Raw genomic sequence first — 23,005 nt, forward strand, 5'->3', positions numbered from 1 at the left:
TGCTGGCGGACATCCGCCGCTTCTTCGCCGAGCGGAATGTGCTGGAAGCCGAAGTCCCGGCCATCTCCCGCCGCGCCACCAGTGACCCCCATATCGATTCGATCACCGTGAACTGCAACGGCGCCCCGGCGTATCTCGCCACCAGTCCGGAGTTCGGGCTCAAGCGCCTGCTGGCGGCGGGCCTGGGCGACTGCTACAGCCTCGCCAAGGCGTTCCGCCAGGGCGAGGCCGGCGGTCGCCACAACCCCGAGTTCACCATGCTCGAGTGGTACCGCTGCGGATGGGACGACCGCCAGCTGATGTCTGAAGTCGGTGAATTGCTCAGCGCTGTGCTGGGCATCCGCGAGGTTCGCTCACTCAGCTACCGCGCGCTGTTCCGGCGCGAACTGCAGCTGGATCCGCATACGGCGCCCGATGTAGAGCTCCTCGCCTGCGCCGCGCGCGAGATCGAGCTGTCATTCGAGCCGCAGAGCCGCGACGAGTGTCTCGACCTGCTGATGAGCCACCACCTGGAGGCGCGCATGGGGGATGGCATCACGCTGCTGTACGACTTCCCCGCCAGCCAGGCGGCCCTGGCCAAGGTTGTCGACGATGAAACCGGCACCCCGGTGGCCCGGCGCTTTGAAGCCTATGTCGGCGGCCTGGAACTGGCGAATGGCTATTGGGAGTTGACCGATGCGGACGAGCAGCGGCGGCGTTTCGAAGCGGACCACCGCTATCGCGCCCGTTGCGGGCTGGTGCAGTATCCGTTTGAAGAGCGGCTGGTGGCAGCACTCGCCGCGGGCATGCCGGAGTGCGCCGGGGTGGCGCTCGGTGTGGACCGCCTGCAGATGCTGCAGGGCGGCTATCGCAGAATCGAAGACGTCATTGCCTTCCCGATTGAACGCGCCTGATCGCTGCCAGGCCGGCCGCCCTGCCGCTCAGGGGACAAAGCGGTAGCGCGCCACTTCCCCCACGGCAAAGAAACCGGTATCCAGCAGCAGCCCCTGGCGCTCCTCCGGCGCCAGCGCCACCGCGAACTTGTGGTGGCTGTGGAGCGCCTGCCCGACCAGGTAATTGAACAGCGCACGGCCGATGCCGCGGCCGCGGTAGTTCTCGGCGGTGGCCAGGTCGTAGAAGCCCAGCGCGTCCGCGGAGGCGAACAGGCAACCGCCTGCGACCGGCTCGCCGTCCAGGTGCGCGATGAAATATTTCAGCCGGCTGCGCTTCTGTTCGGGGATTTCCTTCAGCCGCTGGTAAAACTTCTTTATCTGCGGTCCCTCGCGCGAGCCATTGAACAGGGACGCCTGCAGCTCGGCGTATTCATCCAGTCCCTCGGTGCGCACCGGGGCAATTTCCAGCTTGCCGCGCAAATCCTCGGGCAGAGCCTCATCTGCCGCCAGCCGCTGCACCTCCACCGCCATCGCCACCAGGGACCGGTCGCGTTTCAATCCGAGTTCGGCCAGCGGCTCGTCGTCAAAAGGCTTGTTGGCGCAGTGCCAGAGCGTAAAGGGACTGTGGCGCTCGGCAAAATAATCGACCACGAAACGCTGCAGGATGCGCTCCGGCATCACCGCATTGGTGATGGCCTGATTGAAGGTGAACGACAGCAGACCGCTGTCACTGCGCAGCATGCCGGTGATTTCTTTGGTGTGCTCTGCATTCAGCAGGCCGGCGCAATAACTGGCGCGGGCTTCCAAATTGCGGCACACGAGGTTCTTGGCGCTGAGACTGTATTTCATGCCTACAAGAATAGTCTTCGTAACAGATCGTGTTCGGAACTACGGACCGGGATTGGCCGCGCGCCACCCTCCCCTTGGCGCACCGTGACGGATCAGGGCAGCTCGCGATTCACCTTCGACAGCGCACAGTGATCCATCGACAGCGCCGGCTCGGCGCAGGTGGCGTCGCTGATCACCCGCGCGGGCACGCCGGCCACCAGCTTATGCGCCGGCACCGATTTCAGCACGACGCTGCCGGAGGCCACCTGGGCACAGGCGCCGACCTCGATGTTGCCGAGCACCTTGCTGCCGGCACCGATCAGCACGCCACAGCGCACTTTCGGGTGGCGGTCGCCGCTCACCTTGCCGGTACCGCCGAGGGTGACCGACTGCATGATGGAGACATTGTCCTCCACCACCGCAGTCTCCCCGATGACAATACCAGTGGCGTGATCCAGCAGAATGCCCTCCCCCAGTGTCGCCGCCGGGTGGATGTCGACGCTGAATACGACGGAAATGCGGTGCTGCAGGAAAAGCGCCAGAGAGCGGCGGTTCTGCAGCCACAGCCAGTGGGCCACGCGCCACGCCTGCAGGGCGTGATAGCCCTTGAAGTAGAGAAAGGGTTCGTACAGGGCGCTGCAGGCGGAATCCCGCTGGAAGACTGCATTCAGGTCGGCGCGTGCAGCGCGGCCGATCGACGCGTCCGCATCCAGCGCCTCGTCGATCACCTCGCGAATCAGCAGCGCGCCCGCCACCGGGCTGTCGAGCTTGTTGGCGAGGTGAAAACTCAGTGCCGATTCCAGCGTCGCGTGGTTGAGGATGGTGGCGTGCAGGAAGCTCGCCAGGATCGGCTCCCGCTCCACCTGCTGGGCGACGCCCGCGCGGATTTCCTCCCACATGGGATCTGCGCTGGTCACTGTTTTGATCGCTTCCATTGATTGCTCCTTCATCGAGCCTGTCAGTACTAAACCGCGCCCAGGGTCAGTGGCGGCTCCTGCAACGCCGACTGCTGCTCGCGCAGTGCCAGTATATGCTCTGCCCAGTAGCGCGGCGTATTGAACCACGGGAATGCCTGCGGAAATGCCGGGTCCTGCCAGCGCCGCGCCAGCCAGGCCGCGTGGTGCATCTGGCGCAGGCAGCGCAGCGGCTCCACCAACACCAGCTCCTGCGGGTTAAAGGTGGAGAAGGTCTCATAGCCCTCGACCACCGCATCCAGGTAGGCCGTCTGCTCGGCGCGATCGCCGGAAATCAGCATCCAGATATCCTGGATCGCCGGCCCCGTCAGGCAGTCGTCCAGATCGACAAACCACGGCGTCTCGTCGCGCCACAGGAAATTGCCGCTGTGACAGTCACCGTGCAGGCGCAATGTCTGCCACTCGCGCTCGAAAAGTGGCGCAATCGTCTCGATGATATGCGCCGTCACCGACGCGTAGGCCTCGCGGTTTTCTTTCGGCAGGAAATCGCCGGACAGGATGAACTCGCGGCTGTCGATGGCAAAATGCTGCAGCGTCAGCGCCGGGCGGTACTCGAACGGCTTCGTCGCGCCGATGGCGTGGATGCGGCCGAGCATGATACCGACCTGCTCCAGGTGCTCGAAATTGTCCAGCTCCACCTGGCGCCCGCCGCGCCGTGGAAACAGCGCAAAGCGGAAGCCCTGCGCCTCCATCAGCGTGCGGCCGTCGATTTCCAGCGGCGCCACCACCGGTATCTCCGCCGCCGCCAGTTCCAGCGTGAACTGGTGTTCTTCCAGTATCTGCTCATCGGTCCAGCGACCGGGGCGGTAGAACTTGGCGATCAGCGGTTCGGCGCCCTCAATGCCCACCTGGTAGACGCGGTTCTCATAGCTGTTCAGCGGAAAGATGCGCGCATCGGACACCAGTCCGGCGCTCTCGACGCAGTCGATCACCGTATCCGGTGTCAGGGCTTCATAGGGGTGGTGGTTTACAGACATGCAGGTAACCGGCAGGGTTTCGGGCCGCCATGCTAACGCGGTCGCGGTGCCGGCGACAAACGATGTTGGTGGCGTATCGGTCGCCAGCCATTTAAAGATCCATGTGAACCGCCAATGAAAAACGGCGGCGCTGTACAACGCCGCCGTCTTCATTGCCGCAATCCCTTTGCGGCATCGGTCCATTGCTGTGGGGGACCGGTTTATTGCAGATCGAAACGATCCAGTGTCATGACCTTGGTCCAAGCGCCGACAAAGTCCTTTACGAATTTGTCCTCGTTGCCATTCATGGCGTAGAACTCACTCACTGCACGCAGTTCAGAGTTGGAGCCAAACACCAGGTCCACCGGTGTGGCGGTCCACTTCAGCTTGCCGCTCTTGCGGTCGCGGCCTTCATAAAGCCCATTTTCCCTGGCGGACTTCGACCAACTGGTGGACATATCGAGCAGGTTGACGAAATAGTCGTTGCTCAATGTGCCAGGGCGATCGGTGAAGACACCATTTCTGGAGTCGCCATTGTTGGCACCCAGGGCGCGCATGCCGCCGACCAGCGCGGTCATTTCCGGCACACTCAGGGACAACAGGTCGGCGCGGTCCACCAGCGCCTCTACCGGTGCCAGGTGACTCTCGCTATCGTAGTAATTGCGGAAACCGTCGGCCTTGGCTTCGAGGAAGTTGAACGACTGCACGTCGGTCAGTGCCTGGGTGGTATCGTTGCGGCCCGGCTCAAAGGGTACTTCGATCTCGTGACCGGCTTTCGCCGCGGCCTGCTCGATCGCTGCCGCACCACCGAGGACGATCAGGTCTGCCAGGGAGACCCGGGTCTTGCCGTGCTTGCGATTGAAATCCTTCTGGATTTTCTCGAGCTTGGCGAGTACCTGTCGCAGTTCCCCGGGCTGGTTGATGGCCCAGTCCTTCTCCGGTGCCAGGCGGATGCGCGCACCATTGGCGCCGCCGCGATTGTCGGTGTCGCGGAAACTGGAGGCGGAAGCCCAGGCAGTGCGAACCAGTGCCTGCGTACTGAGACCGCTGTCGAGTATATCGGCTTTCAGCGTCTTGATATCGCCCTTGTCCACCAATGGGTAGTCCACAGCGGGGATGGGATCCTGCCAGATCAGATTTTCTTGCGGCACTTCCTTGCCCAGGTAGAGCGCGCGCGGACCCAGGTCGCGGTGGGTCAACTTGAACCACGCCTTGGCAAAGGCGCGCTGGAACGCTTTCGGATCTTCGACAAAATGCTTGGCGATCTTGCGGTATTCCGGATCGAACTTCAGCGCCAGGTCGGTGGTGAACATGATCGGTGCATGCTTCTTCCCGGGGACATGGGCATCCGGCACAAACTTCAGCTTGTCTGCGTTCTTCGGTACCCACTGGGTGGCGCCCGCCGGGCTCTTGGTCTTCACCCACTCAAACGCAAACAGGTTGGAGAGGTACTGGCTGCTCCACATAGTCGGGGTTGCGGTCCAGGCACCTTCCAGGCCGCTGGTGATGGTGTCTTCCGAGTGGCCCTTGCCGCATTTGTTTTTCCAGCCAAAACCCTGCGCTTCCACACCGGCCGCTGCCGGCGCATCGCCCAGACACTCCTCGGGTTTATGCGCGCCATGGGCCTTGCCGAAAGTGTGGCCACCGGCGATCAGCGCGACGGTTTCCTCGTCATTCATGGCCATGCGGCCGAAAGATTGGCGGATATCCTTCGCGGCCAGCAGCGGATCCGGGTTGCCGTTGGGGCCTTCCGGATTTACATAGATCAGTCCCATCTGCACGGCGGCCAGGGGCTTTTCCATCTTGCGATCACCCGAGTGGCGCTTGTCACCCAGCCACTGGCGCTCGGATCCCCAGTACACGGTATCCGGCTCCCAGTCGTCTTTGCGCCCACCGGCGTAGCCGTAGGTTTCGAATCCCATGGACTCCAGGGCGACGTTACCCGCCAGCACCATCAGGTCGCCCCAGGAAATGCTGTTGCCATACTTCTGCTTCACCGGCCACAGGAGGCGGCGCGCCTTGTCGAGACTCACATTGTCCGGCCAGCTGTTGAGTGGTTCAAAGCGCTGCTGACCACCGCCGGCGCCGCCACGGCCATCGTACACTCGGTAGGTTCCGGCGCCGTGCCAGGCCATGCGGATAAAGAAGGGACCGTAATTACCGTAGTCCGCCGGCCACCAGTCCTGCGAGGTGGTCAGCACCTGGGCAATATCCTTCTTCACCGCATCCAGGTCCAGGGCCTTGAAGGCTTTGGCGTAATCGAAGTCCTCTCCCATCGGATTGGATTTTTCATCGTGCTGCCGCAGCGCGGAAAGGTCGAGCAGTGTTGGCCACCAGTCCCGGTTGGACATGGGCGCATCACTGGCGCTGGCATTCGCGGATATGGCTGTCGCCAGTGCCGCCGCCAACGGAAGGGCTTTCTTGAACATTGGATTGCGTTCCTTTTTTGGTATCGGTTATTGACTGGAAAAATCTTATAGGGACACGCTATATCGGGAAAATTAGATGTAATTATTGTTCTAATAGCGCTGGGCAATTCGCCGGACAGACCGATAGAAAAAAGAAATAAGGGAAATAAATTTATTTTCGGAGTCGATTTGTTGACGACGAAACCGACATCTGCTGGGAAGGACTTGCCCCCGAGTGCAGCCGCAGGCATTCTCACCAGACACACCTCCCGCCCCGGCGGATCTGAACTGACTCGGAGCCACCATGCCAACAAAACCATCCAAATATTTTTTAGTCGCAGGTGCCGTGTTGACCACCCTGCTGACACTAAACGGTTGCGATCGCAATGCTTCGCCCCAGGCGGATATCCATGACTCATCTATCCCTGTCGGCGAATTGAAATCCGAACAAAAGACATTCGAGCAAACGGCGGGTAATTGCAGCGATGCAGAGGAGTGTGCGTCGGTGGTCATCAATCGCGAAGTTTTCGATCAGCGTCCCGAACTGAACCGGGCACTGGATCAGCAGCTATTGATGCAGTTGCAAGGCAATGACGAAGAACAAAAAAACCCGGAAAGCCTGACAGAAATCGCCGAGCAATTTCTCAAAGAGGCGGCAGAGGTGGAGAAAGTAAGCAGTGCCCGCTGGCAACTGCGTGGCGAAACCAAGCAGCTGTCCCTGCGCGGCGATCTGCTCACAATGGAGATCAGCAGCTATCGCTATACCGGAGGTGCGCACGGCATGCCGTCCGAAGACTGGTTTAACTGGGATTTGTCCACAGACAAGCGCGTGTCGCTCGGCGATGTCATCCGCGAGGGGCAGGAACAGAAATTCTGGGATCTGGCCCGGGCTGCCCATCAACGCTGGCTGGATGGGCAGAAGGGAATCGACGAAGACTTCCGCAAAATCTGGCCATTCCAACACAGCGACACCTTCCGCTTTACTGACGAAGGCCTGGTATTGCTGTATGGCGTGTACACCTTGGGCCCTTATGCGTTTGGCCCGGTTGAGCTGACCATCCCCAACGGTGACCTTAGCGGCGTCATTCGAGAACGCTACCTGCCGAAATCCACAAGCAGCAAGTAGGGGATTTGCCAGCAAACACTGGCCGTAGTGAAGCCGCCCGGCAGTGGTCAGGCAGTTTTCTTCGGCATCAGGTACCAGAGCACAATGGCCACCAGGAACAGCGCCGGTATATCGCCGAACAGGTTAGTCCGCTCGGTGCTGTCTACCAGCGCCTGAACCAGCATGATGGCCCCGTGCACAATACTCGACCAGATGGTGAACCAGATCAGACTGCTGTTGGCCGCAGGGTCCCTCGCCGCGCGAATCAGGAATACGCCCAGAGTCGCATAGATCCCCATAATCATCTGCTCGTATTCCGGCTGCCGCGGCGTCCAGCCCCAGCCGGAGGGGAAGATCCACATCATCATCGAATAGATACCAAAAATAAAAATCAGCCCGATGACGACCAGAGCAATTTTCAGCAGGCGGGCCCGCTTTGTCGCTTCCACGACACACCTCCAGGATTCCCTGTATAGAAGTTGTTACCGTAGACGAGTGGTTGCAGCGCGGTGACGACTGTGATGAAAACTGGCGCACATTACGCGAGCGCCCAGTCGACGGCGGCGCGCGCGTGGATGTCGGTGGAATCAAACAGCGGCAATGCGACATCGGCCTGCTGCAGCAAAAGGCTGATTTCCGTACAGCCCAGAATGACGCCTTCGGCGCCCTGCGCCTGAAGGCGGGCAACGATTTCACGCAATTCCTCACGGGATTCACCACGTGCAATACCGCGACACAGCTCGTCAAAAATGATTCGGTGCACCCTCGCGCGATCGATTTTCTCCGGAATGCACACGGCGATGCCGTGTTCCCGCTGCAGACGCTCCCGATAGAATTGCTGCTCCATCGTAAATGCGGTGCCGAGTAACCCGACCTGGCGCAGGCCGGCCCGCCGAATCGCGGCTGCGGTTGCATCGGCAATATGCAGTAGCGGCACGCTTGCCGCAGCCTCGATTGCCGGCGCCACTTTGTGCATGGTGTTTGTGCAGAGCACGAGAAAATCGGCACCGGCGGTCGTCAGCGCCTCTGCCAGGCCGGCGAGATATTCCCCGGCGCGCTGCCACTCGCCACTGCGCTGCATTGCATCAATTTCGTGAAAATCGACGCTGTATAGCAACAGGCGTGCGGAATGTAATCCCCCAAGGCGCTCGCGCACCAGCTCATTGATACGCCGGTAATAGACCTGGGTGGATTCCCAGCTCATACCGCCGATCAGCCCGATGGTTTTCATGTCCGCCCCTTGTGCCTTGCTAGAGTTCCAGATCCTGAGGTGTGTGGCACACGACCTCGATATTGTGCCCGTCCGGATCCAGGATGAATGCGGCGTAGTAATCCTCGTGATATTCCGGTCGGACACCGGGGGCACCATTGTCCTTTCCGCCGGCCTCGAGCGCTACCTGATAAAACTCGTCGACGGCTTCGCGATCGTCGGCGCGGAACGCAACGTGCAGGTTCGGTGCGGTGCTCTTGCCGCCCTTGATCCAGAAATCGGGCTTGCCAGCCCAGCCGAAGCCGGCCCATTCAGCGTATTCCAGAATCAATTCGTAGCCGAGCGGCGCCAGTGCCAGGCGATAGAATTCCTTGCTGCGTTCGTAGCTGTGTACGTGAAAGCCGATATGGTCGAGCATGAATGAATCCCCACAGAATTTCGAGGCGCCATTGCCGCGACGTGCAGCGATCTCTACAGCGCCTATTCAGATTCTAGATGACCGCCTGGCGCCAGCACCGGCAGCATCCCGTGTATCACGACACTTCAGCCCGTGACCGCGCGATCTGTATGCCGCGCGCAGCCCCATGCTCCCAGCGCAAGCAGCAGATACAGGCCGGCGATAAAATACATCTGCTCAATCTGGCTCGTCGCTTCGTAATAGAAGAGCGAAAAGGTGCCCACGAGCAGCCCAGCCAATGCCATCAGCGTCACCAACGTTGACGAACCGGTCTTCTCGCGGATGCGGAAATTCGCATAGGCCATGAGTAGTGACACGAGCAGGAAAGTGACACTGCCAAACTCGAGAATCACCTGCAGGGAGCCGGCAAGGATCAGGGCGCAGGCACTGGCAAACATCACCCAGATCGCCGGCACCGGAATGTGGGCACTGCGGTTGGCGAGCGCGGCAGGAAAATAACCCTGTTCCGCAACCACAGCCATCTGACGTGAGGCACCAAAGATAGTGCCACTAATTGCACTGCTGGTGGCGAGCAGGGCCCCGACAACGACAAGCAGCGTGCCCCAACTACCCACCATTTCTGCCGCGGCCGAAGCCAGGGCGTACTCCTTGTTGCGAATCAGGTCCTGGAAAGGGACGGCAAGCATCGCACCCAGCGCGATAATCACATAAATCGCAATCACCAGTGCGATGGCGATATAGATCGACAAGGGGATATTCCTCCCCGGCCGGTCCATTTCGTTCACCGCATTCAAAACCAGCTGGAAACCCTCATAGGCCACAAAGGTGAGCGACGCAACAACAACGACCGGCCAGAGACCGGGCGATGCATTGTCATGCAGCAATTGCGGCACCGTGAATTCGCGATGATTGAGCAGAAGCGCGGCGATGATTGCCAGAATCACCAGCTTGGCGTAAACCATCAAATCTTCGACTTTGCCCATTCCTTTCACACTCCAGAGATTGAGGAGTGTAAACAGCAGCACCACGGCGCAAGCGATCAACTTGCGCGCCCATTCGCTGTCCGCGAACTCGAATCCGCTGATTGCATAGGAGGCAAACGTATAAGCGTAGAGGGCCAGCGTACTGATATAGCCAAAGCTCACCCACCAGCCGATCAACGCAGCGGCAAAGGGTTTATTCGGAAAGGTGCGCTGGTAGAAGGAGAACATCGCCCCTTCATCGCGGTAGTAAACCCCCAACTTGATATAGGAGTAAGCCGCCAGTGCGGCAATACCGCCGCCCAGCGCGATCGCCACTGGTGTATAGGCTCCGATCATCGATGCAGACACGCCCAGAATCGCGAAGATACCGCCACCGACCATGCCGCCAACCGCAATAGCAACCAGTTCAAGAAGCCCCAGCGGCTTGTCACTTGCTCGATCGCCAGCGGGAGAGAGGACTTCAGTGGTCATTTGCTATCAATCTCCAAATTCTTATTCCGGCCTGATCGCACCTGTCAGTGCCGCGCTATGCGCTGCCACCGGGTCAGCTTTTCAGCGAAAGTCATACCCGCGTGCGCCGGGCTGGTCGAGGGTAGCCGATGGGTCGGGATTTCAGCCAGACCAGGGGATAGTTTCGGCAACACATATTTTTGATACATCTGCTCCGCCTTGGCGCCATTGAAGAATATCTGCCGGATCCGGGCGTGGGCGGTCAGGAAGGTGACAAAGTCGTTGGGCACAATCGAGCTTTCGACAATCGCGGAATCGAGACTTCCCGAACGCGTGCAGGTATGCAATACATCCCAGACCGCGATGTGGTTCTTCACTAACTGCTTACAGCGTGTCGGGTAGTCTGCCGAGCCATCAAAGTGCAATGTGGCAGCAACTATTGGCCAGAAGGCGTTGCGCGGATGGGCGTAGTACTCGCCGGCCCGCAGCGATGCGACGCCCGGCATCGAGCCCAGAATCAGCCGCGTGGCGGTACTGCCGGCAATGGGCGCAAAGCTGTGGACATGGCTCATCGGGGGCGCTGCGCGCTTGCGGCGTCAGTCTGCTGGCGGACAGTAGGCGGACGCCCGCCAGTCCGGCTGTAACAGCCCGAACAATGCCGCGTCCTGGATTTCCCCCATATGGAAGTAGCACTCCCGCAACAGCCCCTCCCGCTGAAAGCCCAGTTTTTCCAGCACGCGAATGGAGGCACTGTTACGTGGATCTGCGTCGGCACCAATGCGGTGCAGCTGCAGCGTGTTGAACGCGAACTCGATGACCAGCGGCAGCGCTCTCAGAATCAGACCACGTCCCCAGTGCTCGCGCCCGAGCGCAAAGCCAATCTCGGCAGTGCGGTTGTCGCGATCGATGCCCGCCAGGGTACAGGTGCCGACAACAGCGCCGTCACGCTCAATTCCCCACTGATACAGGCCACCGGACTGGAACCCCTCGTGGATCGACAGCAGGTAGCGCTCGGCGGCTTCACGCGTATCCAGCGGCTCGGTGGCCATATAGCGCACCACTTCCGGATTCGCAAAGATCGTCATCAGTGCCGGCAGGTCGGCGGCGGTCAGCCAGCGCAGGGACAGGTCTGGCCCACGGAGGGTCGGCAATTGGGAACCGAAGTTATCAGGATTCATGGCGAAAACATCCAGCTGTAGAGACCGTAAGCGGCGACACCGGTGCCGAAGATAAACTGGCCGATGAGCAGCGCGCGAATCGCAAAAGTGTACCGCACGAAGCTGCCTCTGTTTTCCTTATCCAGGCAAAACAAGCGGCTTTTTTCCGGCAACTCCTGCTCAAGCCGGCGCAGGCCGGGCACGGCGAGACCGAGCAGCTCTCGACTACGCGCATCCACCAGCCAGAACACCGTCGACAGTATCACCACAAAGCCGCCGAGCAGAGCGAGGATCAGCGGATGAAAACCCTTCTCGACGGCAGTAAAAATGCCGCCCTCGGCAAACATCGTCAATACGACAAAAAAATTGAAACCCTTCAAGCGCTGCTCGGCGTTGAAACGGTAGTGTTCACATAAATACTGAAGCTCGTTCAACGCCCGCAACCCCCTACACCTGCGCCCCTTGTTACAAACCCACCATTATTCAGCCCTTCTTCGGCGCGGATTCCGGGTTTTTTATGATGGAATAAATCACCGAAACAATTTTCCAGCCATCGGGCGTTTTTACCAGCTGCCAGGCTTCGTCACCCCAGTTTTTCTTGTCGTCATCCTCGTGAAAGCTGTACTTGAAATGCACCGAGGCGATCTCGCCATCGGTCATGATATGGATATCATTAAATTTTTCTTCAGCTTTTACATCGGTGGAAACCAGCCAACCGATCAACCCGAGATAACTTCCGATATAGATGCCCGACTGGCTCGGCAGCGATCCGGTACGCTTGGCGCCATTGACCGCCATCCAGTTAACTCTCTGATCGAAGAACAGGTTGGTGAAGGTCTTTTCGTCCTTGTCGATAATTGCCTGGCGAAAACTTTCCACCACCGCCGCGACTTCCTCTTTTGGGCTGACCTCTTTGGCATAGGTACAGGCAGCACTCACAGTCAGTACAACGGCGGCAAGCCATTTGAACGATTGCATAAAACTCTCCTTTATTGTTTATGTTTTCGAGTGGTCGCGAACAAGCGCTCGCAAACGGACACCATCTTCGCCGAAATATGGCCCGGCGACAAATCCGGCGAAGCGCGTGACCGGGGCGGCCGGGATCAATGTGACTGTTGTGCGAGCTGCGCCGGGATCTCGACGTTCGCCAGATCACTGGTGCGGTACAACTCCTTGCCATCGCGGATCAATACCAGAGTGGGGTAATTGCGCACGCCGTAGTGCATAAACAGCCGGTTGCTGGCATCGATATCGAGCGCGCCGCTGACCGCATATTTTTTGCGGTAGGCCTGCAGGTCTTTGTCCGTTGTCCACAGTCGCGAAAGTACCGTACGCCATTCCACCTGTGGATACTTGTTGCGCAGGCGCGCCAGCTCCCGCGGTGCGCGGGCACAGGCGCGAGACACCTGCGGGCGGGTGTCCTGTAGATACCAGTCGCACCAGCTGGCGGTGAACAGCAGCCCGTGCAGTTTGCCGTCATCCAGAGACAGCTGCAGATCCGCTGCACCATCGTCGAGCACCGCGCTGTCCTGCATGTCCAGCGGTTTGGTGCGCGATAGCAGCGCGATCTTGTTGTCCAGCTCCGCGCTGGCCTTGTGACCGACATGGACCAGGTTCATATTGCGGTCGAACAGCAGATGATAGGGCGTACCGATGAAATGAAAGGCCTCCGCCAGGCAGCCACTTTTGTCGATGGCAGTGGGCATCGTCAGGCCGAATTGTTTCATGGTGGTGCGCACCGATTCCAGGTCGTCATTGATGCCCAGATTGACACTGATCACCTGGATCGTATCGCCGTACTCTTCCTGTACATGCTCGAAATGTGGCATCTCTTTCATACAGGGCTTGCACCAGCTGGCCCAGAACTTGACATAGACCGGCTTGTCGCCGCGGTAGTCAGCCAGCTTTACCGAATCGCCAGAGATCAGTGGGAACGGGATCTGCTGCAGTGAATCGGGAATATTGGCCGCGACCGCAATTGTCGGCAGCAGCAATACCACCGACAGTACTCTGCGCAAAATATGCATATTGAGATTCTTCATAAAAACTTCTCCCTGAATGATGTGAAAACGAAAATCCTTATGCGCCGACCGTCGGCTGCTGGTCCGGCAGATGCGCCGCCAGCTCGTGAATATCGCCCGCCCGCACCAGTGTCTCGACCACCACTGGCAAAGGCTCGGTATAGATTTTGGGTAGATCCGCCTCGCCCTCACCGCGCGCCGGGAAGGCCAACTTTTCCTGCGGCGGGACAAACTGTGCGGAAATATCGCCCTTATTGCCCCGCGCATCGATACGGAACCAGCCATGTTCTGGCAGGTGGACGGCATTTAGGCCATGCAGGCAGTAGCGGCGTTGCTCGGCATCCAGCAGCAGGCGCTGGTAGCAGAGCCCCGCCGGGATTTTGTTGGCGCGCAGCAGCGCGGTGAGCAGGTGACTCTTGGCGTAGCAGAATCCGGTTTTATGGCGCAGTACATCGGAGGCGCGGCAGGTTACCGGGTTTCGTTGGATATCCCAGCTGTGCGGTATTTCATCGCGAACAAATTCGAAGCAACGGCGCGCAATCGTCTCCCTGTCGGCGCTACTGGCGGCCAGTTGCTGTGCCGTGGAAACAATCGCGTCATCCCGCCAGTCGATGATCGCGCAGGCTTGCAGGTACTGCTGCATAGGACTCTACTCCATGAGAACCGCGACAGATTTTACAGGGAGCGAGAAGATTCTGCACCAAAAAGGGGCGCTATGTGCGATGAAAAGAGGAGCTCTGTCCGGGAGGCTTGGCTTTGCGGTTTCCTGCAACCGCAACATAGCGTTGCCCCGCCCTGTGGCGAGGCAACGCACTGCATCACTTATTGGCGCGGCGATTAATCAGGTCGTCGACCACCGACGGATCTGCCAATGTCGACGTATCTCCCAACGTATCCAGCTCATTGCTGGCGATCTTGCGCAGGATGCGGCGCATGATTTTGCCAGAGCGGGTTTTCGGCAGGCTCGGTGCCCACTGGATGATATCCGGCTTGGCAATCGGGCCGATTTCCTTAACACACAGGTCAATCAGCTCCTGACGCAGTTCCTCACTGGGCTCGTGGCCGGCCTTCAGGGTCACGTAGGCGTAGATACCCTGGCCCTTGATATCGTGCGGATAACCAACGACCGCAGCCTCGGCGGTATCGTCGTGCAGCACGATGGCGCTCTCGATCTCCGCAGTGCCGAGTCGGTGGCCGGAAACATTCAGGACATCGTCGATGCGCCCGGTGATCCAGTAATAGCCGTCTTCATCGCGGCGCGCGCCGTCGCCGGTAAAGTAGTATCCGGGGAAGGTAGAGAAATAGGTATCGATCATGCGCTGGTGGTCGCCGTACACAGAGCGGATCATGCTCGGCCAGCTGGCCTTCATGACCAGCGCACCCTCGCCCGCGCCGTCGATCTCATGGCCCTTCTCATCCAGCAGCGCCGGCTGCACACCGAAAAACGGCTTGCTGGCAGAACCCGGTTTCATCTCAATCGCACCCGGCAGCGGCGTAATCATGTGCGCGCCTGTCTCGGTCTGCCACCAGGTATCCACAATCGGACAGCGCCCTTCGCCGACAACCCGGTAGTACCATTCCCACGCCTCCGGGTTGATCGGTTCGCCGACGGTACCGAGCAGCTTCAGTGAACTGCGGTCGGTTTTGGTGACGAAGTCATCGCCGGCGCCCATCAATGCGCGAATCGCGGTGGGCGCCGTGTAGAAGATATTGACCTTGTGCTTATCGACCACCTCCCAGCAGCGGGAGGCATCGGGATAGGTCGGCACGCCCTCGAACATCAGCGAGATGGCGCCGGCGCACAGCGGGCCGTAGACGATGTAGCTGTGCCCGGTAATCCAGCCCACATCGGCGGTACACCAGAAGACATCGCCCTCTTTGTAATCGAATACGTACTTGAACGTCATGGCCGCCATCAGCAGGTAGCCGGCGGTGGTGTGCAGTACACCTTTCGGCTTGCCGGTGGAACCGGACGTATAGAGGATGAACAGCGGATCTTCGGCGTTCATCGGCTCCGGTGCGCAGTCGGCGCTCTGCTCGGCGACGGATTCCGCGTACCAGATATCGCGCTTGCTATCCCAGTCCACGTTGGCGCCGGTGCGTTTGACGACGATCGCCGTGTGCACGTCGGGGCAGCTGGCCAGGGCCTTGTCGACATTGGCTTTCAGCGGCACCTTGCGGCCACCGCGTAGGCCCTCGTCCGCAGTGATCACCAGGCGGCAGTCGGAGTCGAGGATGCGGTCCTTCAGGGAATCCGGCGAAAAACCGCCAAACACCACCGAGTGCACGGCGCCGACGCGGGCACAGGCCAGCATCGCGTAGGCGGCTTCCGGAATCATCGGCATATAGATGCAGACGCGATCGCCCTTCTTCACACCGCGCGCTTTCAGCAGGTTGGCCAAGCGACAGACCTGCTCATGCAGTTCGGCGTAGCTAATGTTTTTGCTGTCGGCGGGATCGTCGCCCTCCCAGATCAGCGCGGTCTGTTTCGCACGAGCGGGCAGGTGGCGGTCGATACAGTTGACGGTGACATTGAGCTCGCCATCGGCGAACCAGGCAGCGTGACCTTTTTTCAGGTCCTCCTCAATCACCCTGGTAAAAGGCTTCTCCCACTGCAGGAAATCCTTGGCATGCTGTGACCAGAAGGATTCGGGGTTTTCCACCGACTCGCGGTAGAGCTTTTCGTAATCCTCGGCGCGGATATGCGCCTCGGCGGCAAATTCGGCGGGCACGGGGTGAACATGGACTTCTGACATCGTTTTCTCCCTTATTAGAATTATCTGGGCCGTTCGGGCGGACACCGCGGTCTGACTATGAACCTGAAGTCAGGGATTCAGGCCAAAGGCAGTTATAACATCGGCAACAGATAAATGACAACGCTGTCAAGCTGGCTATCCCTTCATATTAACCCGCTGACCGGGCCGATTCCCAGCTATCCCACGGAATCAGATGCCAATTTGAGCCTGAGCGGGCACAATAGCCCCAACAAAAAAGTGATCACATTTCCGGGAGATTTATCATGGCAGCAAAGTTGTTGCGAATGGTCGAGGGGCGCGGGGAAATCGAGCGCGGTCCGGTAGCGGAGGAGAAACTGTTGGCGGGTCGGCCGCAACAGCTGACCGAACACTTTTTCACCAACGCCAAGGATAATTTCTTCTGCGGCGTCTGGTCCTCCGACGCCGGCAAGTGGAAGCTGTCGTACAGTGAGGACGAGTTCTGCTACATCATCGATGGTGAAGCGGTAATCACTGATGCAGACGGTCACCGTGAGCGCGTGACCACCGGCGATGCCTTCTGTATCCCGGCGGGTTTTGAAGGCAGCTGGGAGACAATCGGCAGCGTGAAGAAGTTCTACGCCATCTACGAGGAGTGAGCCGGCTCTTTGACCTCCTCCGGAGAAGCCAGTCTCGAGGTATCCACTGGCTTCACCGCGCCCTCCCTTCTTGACCGGTTGCCCTAACGTTGCCGAGTCACTCGCCCCGCACCAATCAGCCCCCAATCAGTCCCTTCAGGTGGGCAACGACACTGCGGCCGAGCGCGCTCAGCGCATAGCCCCCCTCGAGCGCAGACACGATGCGGCCGTCCGCGTGGCGATCGGCCACCTCCTTGATTCTCTCGGTGACCCAGCGGTAGTCGTCCTCGACGAAACGCAACTGGGCCATATCATCCTCCCGGTGCCCATCAAAGCCGGCGGAGACAAACAGCATCTGCGGCCGAAACTCATCCAGCGCCGGCAACCAGGTGTCATTGACCACATCGCGCAATTCGGCGCCGCCGGCACCCGCCTCGAGCGGCGTATTGAGCACATTCTCCGGCAGCTCGCCGGTACCGCTAAACGGGTAGAACGGCGACTGGAAACTGGAACAGAGCAGGTAACCCTGCCGCCCCTTGACGAAGTCCTCGGTGCCGTTGCCGTGGTGCACATCGAAATCGACGATCGCCACCCGCTCCAATCCATAGCGCTCGCGGGCATAAGCTGCGCCGATGGCAATATTGTTGAACAGGCAGAACCCCATCGCCTTGTCCCGCTCGGCGTGATGGCCCGGCGGGCGCACGGCGCAGAAGGCGGCGGGCACTTCGCCGGCCACAACCCGATCCACCGCCGATATCACCGCGCCTGCGGCGTGCAGCGCCGCATCCAGCGAGCCGGGACTCATACAGGTATCCGGGTCCAATCGCTCGTAACCCTCCTTCGGCGCGCGCGCAAAAATCGACGCGACATAGTCCGGAGTGTGCACCAGCTCCAACTGCGCCCGGGTCGCCGCAGGCGCATCGAACTGGCGCAGCACAAAGTCCATACCGCTGGAGAGTAACTGATCGTGAATGGCGTCGAGTCGCGCGGCGCATTCCGGGTGTTCTTCACCCATATCGTGACCGGCGCAGGCGGGGCTGGTGAAAAATCCGATGGGCATAGCGAGGCTTCCCGTTAGTCTTCGCGTCAGTGTAACCGGTTACGCTGGAGGCGGTGCGGGAGCGTCAGCGGCATCGCGCAGTTCCAGTTCCAGGTAGACTTCGTCCAGCTCGGCGCCGGGCACCTGCTGAAAACCGCAATTCTCGAATACCGCCAGCATCGGGTGATTGTCGCGGCGCACACAGGCGAACATCTTGCCGATACCACGCTTCCGCGCTATCGCCTCCATTTCCCGTAACAGCGTGGTGGCGATGCCGCGGCCGCGTCGGCTCTCCTTGATCACAAAGGCCACTTCGCAACTGTTGTCCACCTCGTTCAGGTAATAGCGACCCACGCCCTGGATGACTTCGGCAGCGCCCTCGCGATCGGTAAAGCAGAGTGCCAGGTCGCGCTGCTGATCCACACTGACCAGGCTGCAGGACTTCTCCCGCGACATCTGCGTGACATGGTGGTTGTAACGCATCATCAGGGTTTCTTTGTTGTGGGTGTAGAAGAACTCCTGCAGCCGCCGCTCGTCCGCCGGCCGCAGCGGACGCAACGTGTAGTGGATACCGTCGAAAGTAAAATGTTTCTCCTCCACCGCACCCAGCTCCGGCACCGACGTCGGTGCCTGCGCCTGGTATTCGGGCACCCAGTAATATTCGCGCACCTGGTTCAACAGTTCGCGACGGAATTTCGGGTGGGCGATGCGGATCAGTTCCAGCGCCCGCTCGCGGATACTCTTGCCGTGCAGCGAGGCGATTCCGTATTCGGTCACCACATAGTGCACATGGCCGCGGGAAGTCACCACGCCACCGCCGGGGGCCAGCGTGGGCACGATCCGTGAACGCTTGCCGTCGCGCGTGGTGGACGGCAACGCGATTACCGGCCGACCGCCGCGACTCAGCGCCGCGCCGCGAATAAAATCCACCTGGCCACCGATGCCGCTGTAGAACTTGCGGCCGATGGAATCGGACACCACCTGCCCGGTCAGGTCCACTTCGATAGCGCCATTGATCGACACCATCTTGTCGTTGCGCGCGATACGGGTGGGCGAGTTGACGTGCTCGGCGGGGTAGAACTCGATATGTGGATTGCCGTCGACAAAGTCGTACATGGCGCGGGTGCCGATACAGAAGCTGGTCACTACCTTGCCGCGGTGAAAGGTTTTCTTGCGGTTATTGATCACGCCGCTTTTCATCAGCGCGATGATGCCGTCGGAAATTACCTCGCTGTGCACCCCCAGGTCCCGGTGATTGCCCAGGTAGCGCAGCACGGCCGCCGATACGCGGCCGACACCGAGCTGCAGCGTGGCCCCATTTTCCACCAGCAGCGAAACATATTGCCCGACCTGTTCGGTGACCGGATCCAGTTCCGGAATCGGTCGCTCTGGCAGCTCTTCTGTTTTTTCCATCCAGGCGTCGATCTGGTCGACGTGGATGAAGCTATGGCCGCAGGTACGCGGCATGCGCGGATTGATCTGGGCCACCACCACACGCGCGGCGCGCACCGCGGCAGACACCACATCGACACTGACACCCAGCGAACAGTAACCGAATTCGTCCGGCGGGCTGACCATCACCAGCGCCGCGTCCAGCGGCAGCAGATGCTCGCGAAACAGCTGCGGAATTTCCGACAGGAAACAGGGCGTGTAATCTGCGCGGCCCTCGGCGATGGCCTCGCGGACATTGGCGCCGCCGATAAACAGTGCATTGACTTTGAACAGCTCGCTGTAGCGGCGCTCGGCCCAGACGTTGTCCGACAACGTCTGGATATGGGTGACTTCGATATCGTGCAGGCCGCGACTGTGGTCGATCAGGTCGGCCATCAGCGCGTTGGGGACGGCGGCATTGGAGCCGATAAAGAGGCGGTTGCCGCTTTTCAACAGCTGGCTCCACTCGACCGCCGCACCGGTTTTGGGGCTGGTCAGCATGGTGACGCCCTATGTTTACCGTTTGGCAAGGGATCAAAGCATAGTAGCAACTGATTCCGCCAATACCAATCGACGCCCTCCGCCGGAATGAGGAACTAACTCTGCACGCTCAGTGCGAGTTTGATGCCGAAGACGCCGAACAGGCTGCCGGCGACCCGGCTGAGCCATCTCCGGGCGCGTTCACTCGTGGTGAATTTGCGGCTCACCGAGGCAGATGACCAAGCAAGGAAGTGACACCACAGCATGCCATTGAAATTGAAGATCAGGCCGAGCAGGATAAATGCCAGTGCCTTGTTGTCGCTGTCGGCGGCAATAAATTGCGGCACGAAGGCGAGGAAGAACAATGCCACCTTGGGGTTCAACACATTGGTCAGGAATCCCTGATAGAAAATTTTCAGGCGCGGCACCGGCTCCACCTTCCGCGAGGCATCCGCACGACCGGACTGACTGCGGAACATTGTCAGGCCGATATACAGTAGGTAGGCACAGCCGACTAACTTAATCGCAGTAAAGAGTTCGCCGGAGGTGGCCAACACCACAGATAAACCGAGAGCTGCCGCAAGGATATGCACCAGGGTTCCGGCCCCTATCCCCAGCGCCGCTGCAGAACCGGCCTTGAAGCCCTGGCTGGCGCTGCGGCCAATGATGTATAGCGAATCCGGTCCCGGCAGTATATTCAGTAGCAGTCCGGACAGGACGAACAGCCACAGGTTTTCTATTCCGAACACAAGGCCTCCTTGCCACAGCCAATGACAAAAACTGTAGGAGCGCTCATAGATCAACTCCTACAGGATTTTTACTGAAGGGAATCAGGCCTCGGCCAGCTGCACCGGAATGGTATTGGTGCTGCGCTCGACGCGGTTGCGCTCGTCCAGGTAGACCAGCTTCGGCTTGAAGCTGTCGGCTTCCTGCTCGGTCATCTGCGCGTAGGAAGCGATGATGATCCGGTCGCCCACCTGCACCCGGCGAGCCGCTGCACCATTCATCGAGATGATGCCGGAACCGCGCTCGGCGAGGATCACGTAGGTATGGAAACGCTCACCGTTGGTCACGTTGTAGATATCGATCTTCTCGAATTCCCGCAACCCGGCCAGTTCCACCAGGTCTTCATCGATCGCGCAGGAGCCGTCATACCAGAGCTCGGCCTGGGTGACGGCTGCCATATGCAGTTTGCACTTCAGCATTTCGATTTGCATGTTCCCCTCCTTACAGCTCCAGGGATACGTTGTCGATCAGGCGCGCGGCACTGGTGTACATGGCGCCGAGCACGGTGATCTGGTCATCGTCGTCGGCCGCCGGCTGCAGGTCGCGGCTATTGCGGATGGAGAAGTAATCCAGGCGAAAGCCCGACTCCTCGATACGCCGCCCTGCCTGCTTTTCCAGTTCGGCGAAGTCCCGCCGACCGCCCTCGATCTCCGCCTTCACCCAGTTCAGCGACTGGTTCAGCACGGCGACCCGCGGACGCTCGTCCTCGGTGATGTAGCTGTTGCGCGAACTCATCGCCAGGCCGTCGGCCTCGCGGTGCACTGGCGCGGCAACCACCTCGACCGGGATACACAGGTCCTCCACCATGCGGCGGATCACTGCCAGCTGCTGGAAATCCTTGATACCGAATACGGCCTTGGTGGGCTGCACGATATTGAACAGCTTGGCCACCACCGTGGTAACGCCCTCGAAATGGCCCGGGCGACTGGCGCCACAGAGCACGTCGGTCATCGCCGGGCACACCACGCGGGTCTGCTGGTCCATGCCGTTCGGGTAGATTTCGCTCTCGTCCGGGTTGAACAGGAAATCGCAACTGGCTTCACGCAGGCGCACCATATCCCGCTCCAGGGTGCGCGGATACTTATCCCAGTCCTCGTTCAGGCCGAACTGCAGCCGGTTGACGAAGATGGACACCACGACCAGGTCGCAGTGCTGCTGGGCAATTTTGACCAGCTCGATATGGGCATCGTGCAGATTGCCCATGGTGGGGACGAAACCGACGGTCTTGCCGTCGCGGCGGGCCTCCGCCAGCGCTTCGCGCAGACCGGCCACATGGTGGAATACTTGCATCGCGATTACTGCCACTGTGCCTTTTCAGCGCGGCATCATACTCCCTGTGCCGGGAAGCGACAATCGCCGCCCGGAGCACAAAATCCCACATCTCCCGACAACTGGCAGGTTTCTGACCGCCAACAGTGGCGATTTCCGAAAAAGCAGAATCATCATTCGGTTTTTCTGACGGTGGCGCGCCCGGCAATTGCAAAAGTTGCTATCCAGTTCAGGAAGGATTCAGTCGACGGCGGGCAAACTTGCCTCCAAGTTCAGAGATATAAGAGATGCCGCGATGCGGCACGGGAGAGAAAGCCATGCTGAAAGTGATCACCGCCGTAGCCACCGCCGGCCTGCTGGTGCTGTCCGGACCAGCCCTCGCTGAGCGCGACAACAAGCACAGCTTCCATCGCGAAGCCGGCTCCACCCACGCGGCCGGTCCGGCACACCGCGACGGCAAGCGCTTGAGCGGCCACCGTGAAAACAGCCGCGGCCACAACCGCGACGGACAGCGCAGCAATCACCAGGGCAACCAGCGTGGCGATCGCCACGACAGCAAAGGGCGTCACGATAGCAAGGGGCGTCACGACAATAACGGACGTTACGATAACAAAGGGCGCCACGACAACGGCCGTCGCCATGACGACCGCGGCTATCACGGCAAGCCCGCACGTCACAATCCCGACCGGTACCCCGGCCGCTACACCTATGACAAGCATGGACACTACAAGCACGATAAGCACGGTCACCGCCCGGCCTATCGCCCGGTCTACCGCCCGCATTACAAACATGCGCGCCATGAGTATCGGCACAAGCACCACTGGCGTCCGGCGCACTACCACTATGGCTATCGCCGGGCCTACCTGCCGAGCAGCTTTGTAAGTATCAGTTTCGGCGGCCTCGGCTTCTTCTATAGCGACGGAATTTTCTACCGTCCGTTCGAGACCGGCTATGTCGTTGCCCGCGCTCCTATCGGTGCCATCGTGCACAGCCTGCCGGGCACTGCCGTCAGCGTTGTTTTCGGCGACCGCAATTACTACGTCGCCTACGACACTTACTACCTGTGGGACGGCCCCCGCGGCGGCTACCGGATCGTCGCCAACCCGGGCTTTTACTGATCCCAGACCTGAACTGCCACCCCAGCTTTAAGCGGCCTAGCGCCGCTTTTTTTGTGTCCGCAAATTGTGCGGTGAGCGCGCGCTCAGACAGGCATAAAAATTGAATAAAAATTCAATTAAATTTCCGCGAGAATCTGCGTGCCAAAAA

General features: G+C 60.1%; 24 protein-coding genes. 4 read left to right on the top strand and 20 right to left on the bottom strand.

Annotated features, from left to right (window positions below):
• Nucleotides 1–2 precede the first annotated feature (2 nt).
• Nucleotides 3–893, top strand: a complete 891-nt coding sequence (gene epmA, locus IG168_RS16525) for an EF-P lysine aminoacylase EpmA (RefSeq protein ID WP_193165657.1) — start codon at nucleotides 3–5, stop codon at nucleotides 891–893.
• Nucleotides 894–920: 27 nt separating this feature from the next.
• Here epmA and IG168_RS16530 read toward each other — a convergent pair whose 3' ends face one another.
• From IG168_RS16530 to katG, 4 genes are all read right to left on the bottom strand, one after another.
• Nucleotides 921–1,721, bottom strand: a complete 801-nt coding sequence (locus tag IG168_RS16530) for a GNAT family N-acetyltransferase (protein ID WP_193165659.1) — start codon at nucleotides 1,719–1,721, stop codon at nucleotides 921–923.
• A gap of 92 nt (nucleotides 1,722–1,813) precedes the next feature.
• On the bottom strand, nucleotides 1,814–2,635 hold the full coding sequence (cysE, locus tag IG168_RS16535; protein WP_193165661.1) for a serine O-acetyltransferase: 822 nt from the start codon (nucleotides 2,633–2,635) through the stop codon (nucleotides 1,814–1,816).
• Nucleotides 2,636–2,664: 29 nt separating this feature from the next.
• Nucleotides 2,665–3,651, bottom strand: coding sequence for a serine/threonine protein kinase (locus IG168_RS16540; protein WP_193165663.1), 987 nt, complete (start codon nucleotides 3,649–3,651; stop codon nucleotides 2,665–2,667).
• A 200-nt stretch (nucleotides 3,652–3,851) separates the two neighbouring features.
• Complete coding sequence (gene katG / locus IG168_RS16545) at nucleotides 3,852–6,059, bottom strand: catalase/peroxidase HPI (protein ID WP_193165665.1); 2,208 nt, start codon at nucleotides 6,057–6,059, stop codon at nucleotides 3,852–3,854.
• Between the two features lie 325 nt (nucleotides 6,060–6,384).
• Here katG and IG168_RS16550 point away from each other — a divergent pair, with 325 nt between their 5' ends.
• The gene (locus tag IG168_RS16550) at nucleotides 6,385–7,164 is read left to right on the top strand and encodes a DUF3298 and DUF4163 domain-containing protein (RefSeq protein ID WP_193165667.1); all 780 of its coding nucleotides are present in this window, start codon (nucleotides 6,385–6,387) and stop codon (nucleotides 7,162–7,164) included.
• Nucleotides 7,165–7,211: 47 nt separating this feature from the next.
• On the opposite strand, the gene IG168_RS16555 is transcribed toward IG168_RS16550, so the two are convergent.
• The 11 genes from IG168_RS16555 to acs form a co-directional block, all read right to left on the bottom strand.
• A complete protein-coding gene (locus tag IG168_RS16555) occupies nucleotides 7,212–7,592 on the bottom strand; it encodes a DUF6632 domain-containing protein (protein WP_193165670.1) in 381 nt (126 codons plus the stop codon).
• 89 nt (nucleotides 7,593–7,681) lie between these two features.
• The gene (locus IG168_RS16560) at nucleotides 7,682–8,374 is read right to left on the bottom strand and encodes an aspartate/glutamate racemase family protein (protein ID WP_193165672.1); all 693 of its coding nucleotides are present in this window, start codon (nucleotides 8,372–8,374) and stop codon (nucleotides 7,682–7,684) included.
• Between the two features lie 19 nt (nucleotides 8,375–8,393).
• Entirely contained in the window at nucleotides 8,394–8,771 is a 378-nt protein-coding gene (locus tag IG168_RS16565; protein WP_193165674.1) for a VOC family protein, read from the bottom strand.
• A 125-nt stretch (nucleotides 8,772–8,896) separates the two neighbouring features.
• Nucleotides 8,897–10,225, bottom strand: coding sequence for an APC family permease (locus tag IG168_RS16570; RefSeq protein ID WP_193165675.1), 1,329 nt, complete (start codon nucleotides 10,223–10,225; stop codon nucleotides 8,897–8,899).
• Between the two features lie 44 nt (nucleotides 10,226–10,269).
• Nucleotides 10,270–10,776, bottom strand: a complete 507-nt coding sequence (locus tag IG168_RS16575; RefSeq protein WP_193165676.1) for a DNA-deoxyinosine glycosylase — start codon at nucleotides 10,774–10,776, stop codon at nucleotides 10,270–10,272.
• 24 nt (nucleotides 10,777–10,800) lie between these two features.
• Nucleotides 10,801–11,382: a GNAT family N-acetyltransferase gene (locus IG168_RS16580; protein WP_193165678.1), complete on the bottom strand. Its 582-nt coding sequence runs from the start codon at nucleotides 11,380–11,382 to the stop codon at nucleotides 10,801–10,803.
• Nucleotides 11,379–11,795, bottom strand: coding sequence for a hypothetical protein (locus IG168_RS16585; protein ID WP_193165680.1), 417 nt, complete (start codon nucleotides 11,793–11,795; stop codon nucleotides 11,379–11,381). The genes IG168_RS16580 and IG168_RS16585 overlap by 4 nt, the downstream gene beginning before the upstream one ends.
• A gap of 49 nt (nucleotides 11,796–11,844) precedes the next feature.
• The gene (locus IG168_RS16590; protein ID WP_193165682.1) at nucleotides 11,845–12,339 is read right to left on the bottom strand and encodes a nuclear transport factor 2 family protein; all 495 of its coding nucleotides are present in this window, start codon (nucleotides 12,337–12,339) and stop codon (nucleotides 11,845–11,847) included.
• 125 nt (nucleotides 12,340–12,464) lie between these two features.
• Nucleotides 12,465–13,403 (bottom strand): redoxin domain-containing protein, encoded by a 939-nt coding sequence (locus tag IG168_RS16595; RefSeq protein WP_193165684.1) that lies wholly within the window; start codon nucleotides 13,401–13,403, stop codon nucleotides 12,465–12,467.
• Nucleotides 13,404–13,440: 37 nt separating this feature from the next.
• Nucleotides 13,441–14,025: a transglutaminase-like domain-containing protein gene (locus tag IG168_RS16600; RefSeq protein ID WP_193165686.1), complete on the bottom strand. Its 585-nt coding sequence runs from the start codon at nucleotides 14,023–14,025 to the stop codon at nucleotides 13,441–13,443.
• Nucleotides 14,026–14,200: 175 nt separating this feature from the next.
• Nucleotides 14,201–16,138, bottom strand: coding sequence for an acetate--CoA ligase (acs, locus tag IG168_RS16605; protein ID WP_193165688.1), 1,938 nt, complete (start codon nucleotides 16,136–16,138; stop codon nucleotides 14,201–14,203).
• Nucleotides 16,139–16,401: 263 nt separating this feature from the next.
• Here acs and IG168_RS16610 point away from each other — a divergent pair, with 263 nt between their 5' ends.
• A complete protein-coding gene (locus IG168_RS16610) occupies nucleotides 16,402–16,755 on the top strand; it encodes a cupin domain-containing protein (protein ID WP_193165690.1) in 354 nt (117 codons plus the stop codon).
• A 115-nt stretch (nucleotides 16,756–16,870) separates the two neighbouring features.
• On the opposite strand, the gene IG168_RS16615 is transcribed toward IG168_RS16610, so the two are convergent.
• The 5 genes from IG168_RS16615 to panC all read right to left on the bottom strand — a co-directional run bounded on the left by IG168_RS16615 (nucleotide 16,871) and on the right by panC (nucleotide 21,760).
• Entirely contained in the window at nucleotides 16,871–17,794 is a 924-nt protein-coding gene (locus IG168_RS16615) for a histone deacetylase family protein (RefSeq protein ID WP_193165692.1), read from the bottom strand.
• Between the two features lie 39 nt (nucleotides 17,795–17,833).
• A complete protein-coding gene (locus IG168_RS16620) occupies nucleotides 17,834–19,705 on the bottom strand; it encodes a GNAT family N-acetyltransferase (RefSeq protein ID WP_193165693.1) in 1,872 nt (623 codons plus the stop codon).
• A gap of 95 nt (nucleotides 19,706–19,800) precedes the next feature.
• The gene (locus IG168_RS16625) at nucleotides 19,801–20,433 is read right to left on the bottom strand and encodes a LysE family translocator (protein ID WP_193165695.1); all 633 of its coding nucleotides are present in this window, start codon (nucleotides 20,431–20,433) and stop codon (nucleotides 19,801–19,803) included.
• 81 nt (nucleotides 20,434–20,514) lie between these two features.
• Nucleotides 20,515–20,901 (bottom strand): aspartate 1-decarboxylase, encoded by a 387-nt coding sequence (panD, locus tag IG168_RS16630; RefSeq protein ID WP_193165697.1) that lies wholly within the window; start codon nucleotides 20,899–20,901, stop codon nucleotides 20,515–20,517.
• 10 nt (nucleotides 20,902–20,911) lie between these two features.
• On the bottom strand, nucleotides 20,912–21,760 hold the full coding sequence (gene panC / locus IG168_RS16635; RefSeq protein WP_193165699.1) for a pantoate--beta-alanine ligase: 849 nt from the start codon (nucleotides 21,758–21,760) through the stop codon (nucleotides 20,912–20,914).
• A 296-nt stretch (nucleotides 21,761–22,056) separates the two neighbouring features.
• Here panC and IG168_RS16640 point away from each other — a divergent pair, with 296 nt between their 5' ends.
• Nucleotides 22,057–22,857, top strand: coding sequence for a DUF6515 family protein (locus tag IG168_RS16640; protein ID WP_193165701.1), 801 nt, complete (start codon nucleotides 22,057–22,059; stop codon nucleotides 22,855–22,857).
• The last annotated feature ends 148 nt before the right edge of the window (nucleotides 22,858–23,005 follow it).

This window comes from Microbulbifer hainanensis, from assembly GCF_014904735.1.
In the GTDB taxonomy this organism is placed as follows: Bacteria; Pseudomonadota; Gammaproteobacteria; order Pseudomonadales; family Cellvibrionaceae; genus Microbulbifer; species Microbulbifer hainanensis.

Excerpts from the sequence above, each read along its gene's own strand:
- IG168_RS16530 (WP_193165659.1), bottom strand. The coding sequence starts at position 1,721 with ATGAAATACAGTCTCAGCGCCAAGAACCTCGTGTGCCGCAATTTGGAA.
- cysE (WP_193165661.1), bottom strand. The coding sequence starts at position 2,635 with ATGGAAGCGATCAAAACAGTGACCAGCGCAGATCCCATGTGGGAGGAA.
- IG168_RS16540 (WP_193165663.1), bottom strand. The coding sequence starts at position 3,651 with ATGTCTGTAAACCACCACCCCTATGAAGCCCTGACACCGGATACGGTG.
- katG (WP_193165665.1), bottom strand. The coding sequence starts at position 6,059 with ATGTTCAAGAAAGCCCTTCCGTTGGCGGCGGCACTGGCGACAGCCATA.
- IG168_RS16560 (WP_193165672.1), bottom strand. The coding sequence starts at position 8,374 with ATGAAAACCATCGGGCTGATCGGCGGTATGAGCTGGGAATCCACCCAG.
- IG168_RS16565 (WP_193165674.1), bottom strand. The coding sequence starts at position 8,771 with ATGCTCGACCATATCGGCTTTCACGTACACAGCTACGAACGCAGCAAG.
- IG168_RS16570 (WP_193165675.1), bottom strand. The coding sequence starts at position 10,225 with ATGACCACTGAAGTCCTCTCTCCCGCTGGCGATCGAGCAAGTGACAAG.
- IG168_RS16575 (WP_193165676.1), bottom strand. The coding sequence starts at position 10,776 with ATGAGCCATGTCCACAGCTTTGCGCCCATTGCCGGCAGTACCGCCACG.
- IG168_RS16580 (WP_193165678.1), bottom strand. The coding sequence starts at position 11,382 with ATGAATCCTGATAACTTCGGTTCCCAATTGCCGACCCTCCGTGGGCCA.
- IG168_RS16590 (WP_193165682.1), bottom strand. The coding sequence starts at position 12,339 with ATGCAATCGTTCAAATGGCTTGCCGCCGTTGTACTGACTGTGAGTGCT.
- IG168_RS16595 (WP_193165684.1), bottom strand. The coding sequence starts at position 13,403 with ATGAAGAATCTCAATATGCATATTTTGCGCAGAGTACTGTCGGTGGTA.
- IG168_RS16600 (WP_193165686.1), bottom strand. The coding sequence starts at position 14,025 with ATGCAGCAGTACCTGCAAGCCTGCGCGATCATCGACTGGCGGGATGAC.
- acs (WP_193165688.1), bottom strand. The coding sequence starts at position 16,138 with ATGTCAGAAGTCCATGTTCACCCCGTGCCCGCCGAATTTGCCGCCGAG.
- IG168_RS16610 (WP_193165690.1), top strand. The coding sequence starts at position 16,402 with ATGGCAGCAAAGTTGTTGCGAATGGTCGAGGGGCGCGGGGAAATCGAG.
- IG168_RS16615 (WP_193165692.1), bottom strand. The coding sequence starts at position 17,794 with ATGCCCATCGGATTTTTCACCAGCCCCGCCTGCGCCGGTCACGATATG.
- IG168_RS16620 (WP_193165693.1), bottom strand. The coding sequence starts at position 19,705 with ATGCTGACCAGCCCCAAAACCGGTGCGGCGGTCGAGTGGAGCCAGCTG.
- panD (WP_193165697.1), bottom strand. The coding sequence starts at position 20,901 with ATGCAAATCGAAATGCTGAAGTGCAAACTGCATATGGCAGCCGTCACC.
- panC (WP_193165699.1), bottom strand. The coding sequence starts at position 21,760 with ATGCAAGTATTCCACCATGTGGCCGGTCTGCGCGAAGCGCTGGCGGAG.
- IG168_RS16640 (WP_193165701.1), top strand. The coding sequence starts at position 22,057 with ATGCTGAAAGTGATCACCGCCGTAGCCACCGCCGGCCTGCTGGTGCTG.